Consider the following 14,087-nt stretch of genomic DNA (forward strand, 5'->3'; position numbering starts at 1 on the left):
CTGGAATGCAGAAAGGGCAGACAAATCGCAGACGCGGGCCGCTCAGACTTCAGCGGCCAACGTCTGCGATGTGTACAGCCTGCCTCGGGGTAGCGGGTTTCGTCGGGCGATTGTGCTTGAACGGTTATTTGCGCAGTAGCACGGCGCCTGCCAGCGAGGCCGCGAGGGCAAGCACGGCCCCCGCCAGAAATGCCATGGAATAGCCGCTGCTCAATGCCTCAAGCGGCGCCAGACCGCTCTCCACAAGATGGTCGCGATGGTATGCGGCGAGGCTGCTGATGAAGGCCAGGCCTAACGCGCCTCCCATCATGAAGGATGTATTGACGATGCCCGAGGCGAGACCCGACTCGCTGGGGGGGGCATCGTTCATGGCGGCGACGAGGACCGGATTGAAAGCCATCCCTGCACCCAATCCGAGCAAGAGCATCCCAGGCAAGACGTCCATCAGAAAATCACCGTTGACCGGTGCTCGCGACAGCAGGAGCAGCCCTGCTGCGGCCAGAGCGAGACCCACTACCAACGGGGGCTTGATACCGTAGCGGATGATCAGTCGGGAGGACAGGCTCAACGAACAAACGGCCATCACGAGGTTGGCGGGCAAAAACGCCAATCCTACTTCGAGCGGGCTATAGCCCAATACCTGCTGCAGGTACAGAGCGCAAAGAAAAAACCAGGCGAACATCGACGTTGCCCACAGCACGCCGATCAGATTGGCCGTGCTCAGGTTTCGCAGCCGGAACAGCCGTAGCGGCACCAGCGGTTCTTTCACGCGAGTCTCTATGACCAGGAACAGCACGAAGGACAAGGCCGCCAGCGCCAGTAACCCGAGGGTTTGCACAGATCCCCAGCCAACGTGATTACCATTCATGATCGAATACACCGCCAGCATCAGTGCGGCGATGATGGTGATGGCGCCGCCGACATCGAGCGAAGCTCTGCTGATGTTTTCGGCTGGCGGCAGCAACCTCAGGGTTAAGCCAAGGACGATAACGCCCAAAGGCAGATTGACCAGGAAAATCGAGTGCCAGTCATAAGTGTTGGTCAGCACGCCGCCCAGTAATACGCCGATGCTGCCGCCGCCGGCACACACAAAGCTGTAGGCGCCGATGGCTTTCGCGCGCTCGATCGGGTCGGTGAACAAATGAATGATCAGTGACAGCGCCGTGGCTGTGACCAATGCACCGCCGAGGCCCTGAAAACCCCGTGCCGCCACCAGTGTCCATTGCGTCGAGGCCATGCCGCAGGCCAGCGATGCCAGAGTGAAGACCGTGACCCCGGTAATAAACAGATTGCGCTGTCCGTACAAGTCGCCCAGACGACCGCCCAGCAACAGGAAGCCGCCGAACGTCAGCAAGTACGCATTGACGATCCAGGCCAGCGAAACATCGCTGAAGCCCAGTTGCAGTTTTATCGAGGGTAACGCGACGTTAACGATGGTGGTGTCGAGCACAATCATCAACGTGGCCAGGCAAATAATCATTAAGGCTTGCCAGCGTTTCTCGCGATAAGCCTCCTGCGCAAGGCTCAAGGGAAGTGAGCGAGTGCTTATATCATCCATAAAAAATATCCATGTAATAAGTTGCTTGAGTAAACGATCCCGGAAGTGCCGTATTTATGGGGCGAAGTAGGATTTCAGTGAAGGTTTTTTCACGCCGTCGACACGATATTTAAACAGGTATCACGGGCGCAAAATGTGATTTCGCAGTGAATGTAGCCCAATATTTGATATTTGCAAGTCGGGTTGCTTCATTCGCTTTTGGTGATGTAGGCTCTTCGTCAATAGTTGATGGCAGTGCCGCAGTCGAGTATCAGTTGTTTGTCGTAACATATTGTATTTGTGTATGTTTTTAGAGTTTATGGACTGGGCGTTTAATTAAGCGCCGAAATAGTGGCCGGGAGGGCCGATATACAATGCACAGGCTCGCAAGTTGCTATGAAGAGCTTATATTCGAGCGCATCGAGAATAATCGGGCCGATCCCGGTTGCATGCTGTCATATGGCTTCTTGCTTCATGGCGATATAGTGGCAACTGTGTTGAGTGATGCACTGAATACTTTGATGCGTCGCCATTATCCGGTGGCTTTGAGTACATTCGTGAGAAGAGCCTACGGTGTTCATGTTTATCCGGCTGCCATGCCGGAAAACGTCCTGGAATATGTAGAAAGTCCTCCCCTGAGTGATACGGGTGTTGTCTGCAATCTGGCCGCTTCGCTCCCGGACAACCGACTGTTTCGCTTCACGCTGACCCGGCATTCGGAGCATCTCCACCATCTGCGTTTGACGTTCAGCCATCTGATCTTCGATGGGCAGTGCTATCGGATATTTTGCACCCTGCTGTCCCGCCTTTACGGACAAACGCATGTGCAGTCCGAATCGGTCTCTGAGATTCAAAGTCCGCGCAGTCGTGCAGGTGAGGCGGTGCCCCCGGAGTCGGTCGACTCTCTGGCGTTCTGGAAAGATCGGCTGAGCCGGTATCCACTGGGTCAGGCACTGCCATTCCTCAAGGCGGGGCATCGCGGCGAATCGTCTTTTGTGACGGTGAAGCGCTCGCTGAACGGCCCGAACTATGCGGCGCTCCGGAACGTTGTCGTCGAATCTAACAGTACGTTGTTCAGGTTGATCGTGGCTGCGACGGCCATCACCGTTGCGCGTTACAGCAATGATCAGGATCTTGACGGGGTCAGCATTGCGCACACCCTCGACACTCGGCAAGAGCCCACAGTGCCAGGGTGCTTCACCAGCCTTGTGCCCCTGTGGATTCCCCATCATCCGGATTGGTCGCCTCGCCAGTACCTCAACCATGTGGATCAGGAGCGTCGAGCTGTCAGGCCGCATCAGCAACTGGCGCCGCAGCGGTTGTTGGGCCTGGCTGAGGAACGGCTCAACCGCAATCGTCCGGTCTTGAACGTTGTGGTCAATCAGTCAGAAGGGCTGTTGCCCAGTGTCTGCCCTGAGCTGGAAGCGCTCAGGGTCGAACTGGTTGAACGGCCGACCACCGGCGGGCCCTACGACCTGGCGGTGAATTTCCATCACGAGGCTGATGAACTGGCCCTCAGTGTCGATATGCCTCGCAGTCTTGCCACGCCAGCGCTGGTCAACGAGTGGGCCGATAATCTGCTGCAAGTGTTGAATCGATTTGTCAGTGATGGCGACACCGCGATCGATGCCATCGATTTCAGCCAGCCTCTGCGGCCGGCTGTCTGTGGTGATGTGCAGGCATTGACCGAGGCCGACAGCGTGGTCGCACGCTTTCAAGAGCAGGTGCAACGGCGTCCGGAAAAAATCGCCGTTCAGGCGCCGCAACAGGTGCTGACGTACGCACAAATATTCGATCAGGCGCAGCATCTGGCCCGACAGATTCAGGCGCTCGTGCAGGAAGACTCCCTGCGGTACGGTATCGGTCTGATGCTGGGACGCTCTTCGTGGCTACCGGTGTCGATGCTTGCTGCACTGAATCTGCAGGTGCCGTTTATTCCGCTGGACAGCGCGTTGCCGGCACAGCGACTGGACGCCGTCCTCACGACAACGCGAATGGCCGTGGTGCTCAGTGACGGACAGGCCGATGTTGCCGGCCTGCGTGCCCGTCATCCAGACGTGCGGGTGATCGAGCTGCCTTGCACTGCCGCGATATCGCCACGTGACAGTCAGGAACCGCTGCGGCAAATGGGTTGTGATCAGGCCTACATTCTGTTCACTTCGGGTTCGACCGGTGTGCCCAAGGGGGTCGCCCCGACCCGAGACAATCTGGCGAATTTTCTCTTGGCCATGACGTTCGAGCCGGGGTTCTGTGAGGACGATCATTTCCTGGCATTGACGCCCATCAGTTTCGATATCTCGATTCTCGAACTGCTGTTGCCACTGGTCGTCGGCGCCACACTGGAAATTGTAGAGGATAAGGTCCGGCGCTCGGCACCCGCTCTCTCGCAGTACATCAATGAGTCTGCGGCCACGGTTGTCCAGGCCACGCCGGCGTCCTGGCGTTTGCTCAAGAATGCTCGCTGGTCCTGCCCCCGCCCGTTGACGATTGTCTGCGGCGGCGAAGCGCTGACGCCTGATATCGCTCGGTTCCTGCTGCGCGACAGGCACCTGTTGTACAACGTGTATGGCCCTACAGAGGCTACGATCTGGGCGTCTTGCGCACGAATTGACGATCCGCAGGTGATTCACCTCGGTCGCCCGCTACTGAACAATCGTTTCTACGTCGTTGACGAGCATTTACAAACCGTCGCCAGTGGCCAGGCCGGGGAGCTGCTGATCAGTGGCGCCAACGTCGCGCCAGGTTATTTGAATGTCGATAGCCAAAGCGCATTCATCGATGTACCCGGTATACAGGGCAAGGTCTACCGTACCGGGGACCGGGTCAGGCATTTCGGCGAGGGCCAGCTGACCTATTTGGGGCGTGCCGACAGTCAGCTCAAACTCAACGGCCATCGAATCGAAATTGAAGAAATCAATGTGCGTCTCGCCGCACTGCTCGGGCCGATGGAGGTGTTCACCGTCGTGCGCACGGGTACTGTTCCCCACTTATGCAGTTTTTATTGGTCGGGGCAGGGCGATGCCGTGGATGAGTCGAGCGTCCTGTCGGAACTGAAGAAAGCCCTGCCGCTTTACATGATTCCGTCTGCCTTGTTGCCCCTGGAAGCGATCCCGCTGACCTCGAGTGGCAAGGTCGATTTGCGCCGTCTGGCCAGCGAGCCGCTGATGCAACTGAGCGCCAAAGCCATTGGCGCGAGCACACCCTTGGCAACTCCGGAGCCCGCAGTTGTGGCGTTTGCGGACAGCGAGGCCAGTGTTCGCGCAATTATCCTGTCGTGTTTGGGGGTGGACGTTCATGACCGCCACTTACCTCTGGGCTGGCTGGGGTTGAACTCGATTTCCTACAATCTGCTGTCTCAGGCGCTGTCCGATGAGCTCGGCGTGCGCATTGCCCCGCATCGCTTCTATGCACTCAACACGCTGGCGGCCATCAGCGCAGAACTGTCGAATCGTTCGCCGCTCGACGCTGATGCCGACAGCCAGCAGGCGCAGGCGCAGGCGAAACCGCAACCGGACTCTTCGACGGAGCAGGACGGGCAGGTCGCGATCATCGGGTATTCCGTGCTGATGCCGGAAGATCTTGAAGCCCCCGCGTTCTGGCAGGCGTTGCTGGACAATCGAAACCTGATCTCCAGTACCTTGCGTCCCGGTTTCACCGCGCCTTTGCAGGGCGGCTTTCTGAAGAACATCAAGACGTTCGATGCCCGACTGTTTTCCATCTCGCCGCTGGAAGCCAATTACATGGATCCGCGTCAGCGACTGCTTTTGCAGACGACCTGGCGTACGCTCGAAGACGCCGGCTATGCGCCGCAAACCCTGGCCGGCACTCGAACCGGTTGCTACATCGCAGGCACGGGCGCCGACTACGCGACCCTGCAAGCGAAGTTTTCGACGCCATCCAACCCGTACACGCTGCCCGGCAACTCGTTGAGTATTCTGGCCAATCGCCTGTCGAGTTTCTTTGATTGGCGCGGTCCGTCGTTCACCCTTGATACCGCCTGCTCGGGTTCATTGAGTGCACTGGTCAAGGCGTGTCAGGATCTGGCTTCGGGCGTGTGCGACGTCGCTCTTGCGGGTGGTATCAACCTGATTGCCGATGAGCAGATTTCCCTGGGGCTGCAGGCCGGCAACTTCATGTCGCCACGCTTTCGTTGTGCCAGTTTCGATGAGTCTGCTGATGGCTACGTCCGTGCAGAAGGTGTCGGCTGCTTCTTGCTCAAACCCTTGCGTCAGGCGCAACAGGATGGCGATGCCATTCATGGCGTTATCCTGGCGCATGGCGAAAATCATGGCGGCCGGGCCAACTCCCTGACGGCACCCAACCCGGCCGCTCAAGCGGCACTGTTGACACGCGTCTACAGTCCTGCGCTTGCCGCGCAAGTCAGCTACATCGAGACCCACGGCACTGGCACGCTGCTGGGCGATCCTATCGAAATCGATGCGCTCAAGAGTGCGTGGCGCGAACTGTGTCCGAACCAGCCGCCGCAATCGGTCTGGCTAGGGGCGGTGAAATCCAATATCGGTCATCTGGAACCAGCCGCCGGAGCTGCCTCGCTGGCCAAAGTGCTGCTGGCCATGCAGCACGGCACGCTGACGGCAAACCATCATTTCAATCGTCTGAATCCACTGATCGATCTTGAGCAGTCACCGTTCTCGATCCTCAGTCAGACACGGCCATGGCCATCGCCGCAGGTTGCGGGTATCAGCTCTTTCGGTTTCGGGGGGGCCAATGCTCACCTGGTGGTCGGCCAGGCGCCTCGCCGTGAGCCTTGTGCCAATCTTCACGCCAGTTATCTGGTGACGTTGTCGGCGGCGAGCGACAAAGCCTTGCAAGCCATGCGGGAACAGCTCGGAGACTTTTTGTATCGCACGACGCAGTCCGATCCTTCGCTGCTTGGCCTGGAGCAGGTCGCTTACACATGCAATAACGGTCGTGCTCAGGCGGAGTACCGATTGGCTTGGGTGGCCAGCAGCCTTGCCGATCTGGTGCAGCAGATGGCACTGCCGTCGGCCTCATGGCGCGCCACCGCGCAAGCCAATGAGAACATTGCTGCCTCGCTGCCGGCAGATCTGCCTCGGCATGAAAGGTTGTCCGCCCTGCGTGAGTGCTTCTTGCAGGGTGAGACACTGGATTGGGCAAGCGTGCATCAGGGCGAAAGCGGCCAGCGGGTACACCTGCCGACGTATCGCTTCGACGAGCGCGAGTACTGGTTTGACCAGGTCCGACCTCAGCGTGCCGCACAGGGATCGCTCGGATGATGGGGGCGGGTATTTTTGCACCGTTCATTCAGCAGATTGGCAATCACAGAGCGACGCTCTGTGTGCCGCCTCATCATCCGTGTTTTTCCGATCATCAGGTGCGATCGTTGCCGGTGTTGCCCGGTGTGAGCTACCTGGAACTGGTCCTGAACACCGCGACGATGCTCTTTCCGCACTTCAGGGCAAACACGCTTGAGGACTGCCTGTGGCTCAGACCGTTTCTTGGCAATGTCGCGTCGCCTCGGCTCAATATCGAGTTCACGCCTGCCGGCAATCAGCGCCTGACATTTACTGTTGCTGACCAGGATCACACCTATGCCCTCGGCTGCCTTTGCAGCGAGACCGCCGTCACGCAAGTGCCTGCGCAGGGGCAGCGCATTCGCGAGCAACTGGTACTGAACTCAAGTCGCCATTTCGACCATCAGCAGGTGTACGCAGAGTTCAGTGGCATGGGCATCGATTACGGCCCGTTCTTCAAAAAGATCAGCCATGTGCGCATCCATGAACAACAGTCGCTGGCGTTGCTTTCAAGGCAGGCCGGCGCCGGGTTCTGTTTCAGTAATCTGCTGGACTGCGCGTTTCAATCGGGCATGGCGATTTCCATCGGTATCGAGCGGGGCAGCCTGATGCCGTTCTCGCTGGGCACGCTGGTACTGCATGCGCCCATCGACTTCAGTCACACGAATGAATACTGGGTCACTACCCAGAAACATACTGAGTTCCGAACCGATATCTGTGTGCTCAGCCATGACGGCAGACCACTGATTTCGGTTCGCGACCTGGGCGTCAAGCCGTCTCTTCTGTAAAGCGCAGATCATATTCATATGGAGGTGAAACATGAGCCAGCCCGTTCTTCCGTTCTCCCAGGTTGCATCATTGGTGTACGCACCGAAGTGGCAGTGTTCGAAGCTTCAGCTCGACACTCGCCCCTGCATCGAACGTGACATTCTGGTCGTGGTGCCAGCCGCACAGACCGCGACCTTCGATGCGCTCAAACAGTGGTTGCCCGAGGCGCAGTCGATATTGCTCACGGCTGAAAACGTCGAGCGGGCAGGGTGGATGGTCGAGAGCGGTGCGGTTTCGCGCATTGTCTTCATGTCGGTTACGCCCTGGCGCGACGGTATCGATGATCACGCGATAAAACTCTTTCTGCAGATGAACAAACGGTTGGCCGGTCTGGCGCATCTGCGGCTGGATATCATGACGGTCAAGTCGATCGTGTCACCGGCTGCCGAAGCACCGACCCATCCGGTTGACAGTGTCTACATAGGTCTGGGGCAAACGGCGGCCAAGGAATTCAGTGGCTGGGACGTGCGTTGTTTCTCCCTGGCGGCGTTCACTGCGGAGCATTTTCGGGCGGCGTTACAGGGGCACTTTCCGGTCGAGAGCGGGCAACCGGTCAGTCTTGATCACCAGCAATGGTGGACACCGACACTGGTCGCGCATCCGTTGACGCCGGTCGACTCGGCCAAGGGGTTCAAACAGGGAGGCACCTACCTGATATTCGGCGCCGCGGGTGGTCTGGGCAGCATGCTCGCCCACTACCTGGCCAGTCGTTATCAGGCTCGTCTGATTCTCGTCGGTCGTCGCGCCAACGCCGATGAGCTGCTCGCGAATCTGCGTCCCCTGGCCGCCAGTGTGGTGTATGAGCGGGTCGACCTGACTGATGCGGCCGCCGTCACGGCACTGTTGGCGCGTCACCCGCAAATAGACGGGATCATTCACTCGGCGCTGCTGCTCGATGATGCGGTGCTGAGCAACATGACCGAGCAGGCGTTAATGCGTGTGCTGGAGCCGAAGTTGCACGGCATGGTCAATTTGCTCAATGCGGTACGTGGTCGTGACTTCGATTTTGTCCTGCTGTTTTCCTCGATCCAGTCCTACATTGCCAACGCCGGCCAGGCCAACTACACCGCAGCCTGTGTCAGCAAGGACGCACTGGGGGGGCTGTTGCGCGATGTGCTGATGGTGAACACCAAAGTCATCAACTGGGGTTATTGGGGTTCAATCGGCATTGTGGCGTCGCCCCTTTATCGTGAGCGGATGCAAAAATTGCAGATCGGCTCGATCGAAGCGCCGGAGGGCCTGGCGATCATCGAGGCGTTGCTGCACAGTGCCGTGCCTCAGATCAGCGTGGTCAAAGCGTCAGCGCAAGCCTTGCAGCGGTTACGCATCACCCCTCATCCCGACGTCGCGACCGCGTCCCCGGCGAGCGATTCGCTTGCGCTGCTGACGGCCATCGTCCCGGCGTTTGATCCCCACAGCGAGGCTGTGCGGCGCAATATCGGCTTGTCCCTCGGGTTGCAAAACTACGCCCGAGCACGTCTGGCGCAGACCACCATTCCAGCGGTTACGGTGCCTCGGCACGCCAAACTGGTGGCCGCCATCAAAGCCATCGCGCCCAGTGACGGCCCCACGCGTGAACAATTGCTCAGTGAATTTCCGCAAAGTGCCGGGCATGTCACATTGCTTGACGCTTGCCTGGCGCGCTATCCACAAATACTCAGCGGCGAAATCGACCCTTTGACGGTGCTGTTTCCCGAAGGCAGCTTTGCGCTGGTCGAGCCGGTGTACCGTGACAATCCGCTGGCGGACTATTTCAACAATGTCGTGGCGCAGGTCGTCGACAGGTTTGTCCGGCAGCAAGCTCGTCCCTTGCAGTTGCTTGAAGTGGGCGCGGGTACGGGCAGTACCTGTCAGTTTGTACTTCCGGTGCTGCGCGGGAGCGAGGCTACTTACACGTTTACTGACCTCTCACATGCCTTTTTGAACAAGGCACGCGCACGCTTTTCCGACTACGGATTCGTACGGTACGAACTGTGCGATATCGCCCGGCCGCCCACCAACGACCAGCGCTATGACGTGATTATTGCGACGAACGTCATCCATGCGACTGCCGATCTTCCGGCGACGCTGGCCAACGTACGTGATCGGCTGGCGCCAGGCGGCATCTTTATTCTCAACGAAATTACCTCCTGCCAGGACTACGCCACACTGACGTTTGGCCTGACCGAAGGCTGGTGGTTGAGTGTTGATCCTTACCGGATTCCCAACAGCCCGCTGGTGGCTGCCGCGACCTGGCAGTCCTTGCTGCGCGAGGCCGGCTTCAGCGCAACGATGGGTCATGGCACCGAAGATCAGCAGGTGCTCGTTGCCAGACTGGAACCCGCCGGCGTGGCGTCTGCTCCGGTGGCCGGCGCCGCTCCGAGCGTTGACGTCGGCGGTGATTCGCGCACGAAGGTCGAGCACTGGGTTCGTCGGGTGATTGCTGATGTGCTGCACGCCTACGAAGACGAAATCGATGTGAACCAGCCTTTCAACGAATACGGCGTCGATTCGTTGATTGCAATGGAGTTGCTCAAGCCCTTCAAGGAAAGCCTGGGTTACTTGCCGGCCACCGTGTTGTTCGAACATCCGACTATCTCGCGTCTGACAGAGCACTTTCTGACGGAGTTCGGTGAGCAGGTGCAGCGCGCGGCCGGCACCCCGCCGGATCCTGCCATTGGCACGGAGCAAGCGCCCGCTGTCGTCATGCCGACAGCACCCGCGCTGGCAGCCTCATCGCAACCGGCCAGGGCGTTCTTGCGCCAGGTGATCGCCCAGACAATGTTGATGGACCCCGACGAATTGGAAGACACGGTGCCGTTCAAGGAATACGGCATTGATTCGATCATTTCTCTGGAGTTGCTCAAACCGTTGCGAGAGCGGTTTGGTTATTTGCCGGCGACATTGCTGTTCGAGTATCCGACAGTCGAGCGGTTGGCGACCTACCTTGAGCAACACTACCCCGATGCCGTCGTGCCGCAGGTAACGGTGCCTGCATCGATGACAACGGATGTGCCGGGCGAGCCGGTTCAGCCCGCTGCCTCGGGTGACGGCATGGACGCCGCGTTGCAGGCACGCGCCGATGACCTGGCGGTCGTCGGTGTGGCGGGGCAGTTTCCCGATGCCGACGATGTGCAGGAGTTCTGGGCGAATCTGCTGGCCGGGCGGCAATGCACCGCCACAGTTCCTGCGCAACGCTGGCCACTGAAAGGCTTCGAGAACCCACGCAGTCCGCTTGAAGGCGGGAGTTACACCTCGGCAGGCGGATTTGTGCGGGATGTTGATGCGTTCGACTATTCGTTTTTCAGTATCACCCCGCTCGAAGCTCAGCGCATGGATCCGCAGGAGCGCCTGTTTCTGCAGAACGCTTATCAGACGTTCGCCGATGCGGGTTATCGGCGCGCAGATCTCAAAGGCAGTGAGACCGGCGTTTTTGTCGGGGTGATGAATGGTGGTTATGCCTGGCATCGTCCTGAAGACCCGAAAGACCCGATGCCAACGTCGCTGTTCTGGTCAATTGCCAATCGTGTTTCCTACCTGTTCGATCTCAAGGGACCGAGCATGGCCATCGACACGGCCTGTTCGGCTTCGCTGACCGCGCTGCACCTGGCCTGCCAGGCTGTGCGCAATGGCGATTGCAGTCAGGCACTCGTCGGTGGGGTCAACTTGATCGTCAACCCGCGTCATTACGAGCAGCTCTGCAGCCTGCACATGCTTTCGCGCTCAGGCACCTGCAGCCCGTTCGGCTCAGAAGCGGATGGTTTCGTCGACGGTGAGGGCGTCTGCTCGATTCTGATCAAACCCTATGCCGAAGCGATCCACGCCAATGACCGTATCTATGGGGTGATCCGCGGTACTGCGATCAATGCCGGTGGCCAATCCAACGGATACTCGGCGCCCAATCCACAAGCGCAGTCGCGGGTCGTCGACAAGGCACTTGAACGTGCCGGGCTGACGGCGGCCGATATCGATTTTGTCGAAGCGCATGGCACCGGTACCGAGTTGGGTGATCCGATCGAGATCCGAGGTCTGAGCAGCGTGTTCAACGGACTCACACCGGGTTCGGTCGCCATCGGTTCGGTAAAGGGCAATGTCGGGCACCTGGAGTCGGCGGCGGGGATGACCGGCGTCATCAAGGTACTCAAACAATTGCAGGCTCGCACGTTGGCACCCTCGATCAACGCGCAGCAGATCAACCCACTGCTGAACCTCGCCAGCACGCCGTTTTATCTGGTTCAGCAACCCAAGGTCCTGTCAGCGAACGGCACCCTGTACGGTTCGGTCAGCTCGTTTGGCGCGGGCGGGGCGAATGCCCACGCGGTGTTGCAATCGGTGCCGGCACCGGTGGCCCAACCCGCTGGCGAGGTGAACATCGCGCTGTTGTCGGCGCGTACCGAGGCGGGTTTGCAACGGCAAATCGATGCGCTGCACGACTGGCTGGAGCAACACGATCCGGCGCTCGGTGCGCTCAGCTACACCTTGTGTTGTGCACGGGAACACTTCGCCCACCGCGAAGGTTACGTGTTCTCCAGCAAGGCGCAGTTATTGAGCCTGCTGCGTGAAGACCTGCAGCAGCGTGCGTCGGCACATACCGCCCCGGTCGATCCCGCTTCGATTGCTGTGCCGGGCGATTCCGCGTCGTTGACGGCGGCGCAGGCGGCGGAACGGGTGCAGGCATTCAAGGCGGGCCAGGACATTGCGTGGTCGGCATTCTTTGCGCGGCGCGAGGTCATCTCGTTGCCCGGTTATCCGTTCGAGAAAACCCGGTCGTGGGTCAAGTCGAGTCAAAGTGCGTTCCATCATGCCAATGATCTGGTGCGTCAACATTCGATTCTCGGCACCGAAATCGCACCGGCGGCATGGGCGCTTGCACGTTGCCTGGAGAGCCGCCGCGACATGAGCCTGAAGGCCGTGACCTGGCGCAGTGTCATACGTGATCTGGATGATGTGCTGCTGGACATCAACGGCGAGCGCTTCGAGTTGCGCTCACTGGATCACGCACAGATTTACTGTGAAGGCCTGCTGCAACCGGCAGTCGAACCTTCACGGCTGAACTGGCCGGCTGCCGACACCTCGACGACCTTTCTGGAACACCAGCGGATTTACCGGCAGTTCACTGATCTGGGTTATTGCTACGGCGAAGATCTGCGGCCTCTGCGATGGGCAAAGGTAGGGTCGAGCAGTGCCAGGACATTGATTGATGTGGGGCGTGACTGGGGTTATCGGATCTCGCCGGCCCTGATCGACGGCGGCTTGCAAACCGCAATTTTGATCCCGCAATTGCAGGGGCTGGGTGCAAATGAACTGCTGGTGCCGTACCACTTGGGCGAGTTTCAGGTGTTGCGTATTCCGCAGCATGAAGCGGTGTTCTGTCATTGCGTGATGCGCCCGGCGCAGCCCGGTGATCGTTCGGTCACTTTCGATTTGCTGTTTAGCGATGGCCAGGGCAATCCACTGATTGTCATGCGCGAGTTGACGTCGGTGGTGGTGCATGAAAACGCGTTGAAAACCGTGCGTCCTGCCGGCGTCGAGCGTGATTTTTCGGCGGTTCACCGGCCGTCCCGGATCGTCGCCTTCGACCTCGATTAAGAGAGGAACGCTCATGTTGGTAGGTATGTTTCCCGGCCAGGGATCACAGTTTCCTGGTATGGGGCGAGAGTTATTCGCCCGCTATACGCTGCAATGCGAAATCGCCGACGAGATTCTCGGTTATTCGATCACTGCGCTGTGCAAGGGCGATGATGCCGCCCGGATGAACTCGACGGCCTATACCCAACCGGCGATTTTCTTCGTCAGTTGTCTGGCCTGGCTTGACCGTCAACAGCAGGGCGGCGACTTGCCGCAGTTACTGATCGGGCACAGCCTGGGCTTGTATGCCGCACTGTTCGGTGCCGGGGCTTTCGACCTGGCAACCGGCCTGCGCCTGGTGGCCAAGCGAGGCGAGTTGATGGCGGCGGTGCAGGGCGGGGCAATGGCGGCGATCATCGGCGACAACGTCGAGCGTTTGCCTGAGCTGCTGCTTGAACATCAGTTTCATCAAATTGATGTCGCCAACTACAACAGTCCGGTGCAGGCCGTGATCAGCGGCAAGGCCGAGGACATCGACGCGGCGTGCAAAGCGCTGGAACAGCATGACTTGCGATGTGTGCGCCTTCCCGTCAGCGGGGCGTTCCATTCCCGTTACATGGAGCCGGCCCGGTTGAACTATGTCGCGTTCCTGCAACAGCAGACGCTGGGTTCTCCCGGTGCACAGGTAGTTTCCAGCACCAGCGGCGAACGCCTCGGCCAGACGCATTTACTAGAAGAAATGGCCCTGCAACTGGTGCGTCCGGTGCGTTGGACCCAAAGCATTCGCGCCTTGTGTTCACGCTATGACGATATTGCCTTCGAGGAAATAGGACCGGGCCAGGTCTTGACCCGTTTGAACGCGCAATTGCTTGCGCACCACTGAACAGCGCTTGAAGACA

The 14,087-nt window shown here is 59.3% G+C and carries 6 protein-coding genes; 4 read left to right on the forward strand and 2 right to left on the reverse strand.

Going from position 1 to position 14,087, the window contains the following annotated elements; translation table 11 throughout:
* Window positions 1–124: 124 nt before the first annotated feature.
* Both AC1RMX_RS14465 and AC1RMX_RS14470 read right to left on the reverse strand, forming a co-directional pair.
* Entirely contained in the window at window positions 125–1,558 is a 1,434-nt protein-coding gene (locus AC1RMX_RS14465; RefSeq protein WP_096820048.1) for an MFS transporter, read from the reverse strand.
* Window positions 1,559–1,992: 434 nt separating this feature from the next.
* Entirely contained in the window at window positions 1,993–2,361 is a 369-nt protein-coding gene (locus AC1RMX_RS14470; protein ID WP_493072480.1) for a hypothetical protein, read from the reverse strand.
* On the opposite strand from AC1RMX_RS14470, the gene AC1RMX_RS14475 reads away from it, so the two are divergent.
* From AC1RMX_RS14475 to AC1RMX_RS14490, 4 genes are read left to right on the forward strand one after another with little or no spacing between them, the layout of a single operon-like run.
* The gene (locus tag AC1RMX_RS14475) at window positions 2,272–6,795 is read left to right on the forward strand and encodes a beta-ketoacyl synthase N-terminal-like domain-containing protein (protein WP_493072475.1); all 4,524 of its coding nucleotides are present in this window, start codon (window positions 2,272–2,274) and stop codon (window positions 6,793–6,795) included. The genes AC1RMX_RS14470 and AC1RMX_RS14475 overlap by 90 nt on opposite strands.
* Window positions 6,792–7,601, forward strand: a complete 810-nt coding sequence (locus AC1RMX_RS14480) for a polyketide synthase dehydratase domain-containing protein (RefSeq protein WP_493072409.1) — start codon at window positions 6,792–6,794, stop codon at window positions 7,599–7,601. The genes AC1RMX_RS14475 and AC1RMX_RS14480 overlap by 4 nt, the downstream gene beginning before the upstream one ends.
* Window positions 7,602–7,632: 31 nt before the next feature.
* Window positions 7,633–13,209, forward strand: a complete 5,577-nt coding sequence (locus AC1RMX_RS14485; RefSeq protein WP_493072411.1) for an SDR family NAD(P)-dependent oxidoreductase — start codon at window positions 7,633–7,635, stop codon at window positions 13,207–13,209.
* 25 nt (window positions 13,210–13,234) lie between these two features.
* The gene (locus AC1RMX_RS14490) at window positions 13,235–14,071 is read left to right on the forward strand and encodes an ACP S-malonyltransferase (protein ID WP_493072476.1); all 837 of its coding nucleotides are present in this window, start codon (window positions 13,235–13,237) and stop codon (window positions 14,069–14,071) included.
* Window positions 14,072–14,087 lie beyond the last annotated feature (16 nt).

This window comes from Pseudomonas sp. GW822-FHT03F04, from assembly GCF_058801405.1.

Coding starts and splice junctions, on each gene's coding strand:
- AC1RMX_RS14465 (WP_096820048.1), bottom strand. CDS start 1,558: ATGGATGATATAAGCACTCGCTCACTTCCCTTGAGCCTTGCGCAGGAG.
- AC1RMX_RS14470 (WP_493072480.1), bottom strand. CDS start 2,361: ATGCGTTTGTCCGTAAAGGCGGGACAGCAGGGTGCAAAATATCCGATA.
- AC1RMX_RS14480 (WP_493072409.1), top strand. CDS start 6,792: ATGATGGGGGCGGGTATTTTTGCACCGTTCATTCAGCAGATTGGCAAT.
- AC1RMX_RS14485 (WP_493072411.1), top strand. CDS start 7,633: ATGAGCCAGCCCGTTCTTCCGTTCTCCCAGGTTGCATCATTGGTGTAC.
- AC1RMX_RS14490 (WP_493072476.1), top strand. CDS start 13,235: ATGTTTCCCGGCCAGGGATCACAGTTTCCTGGTATGGGGCGAGAGTTA.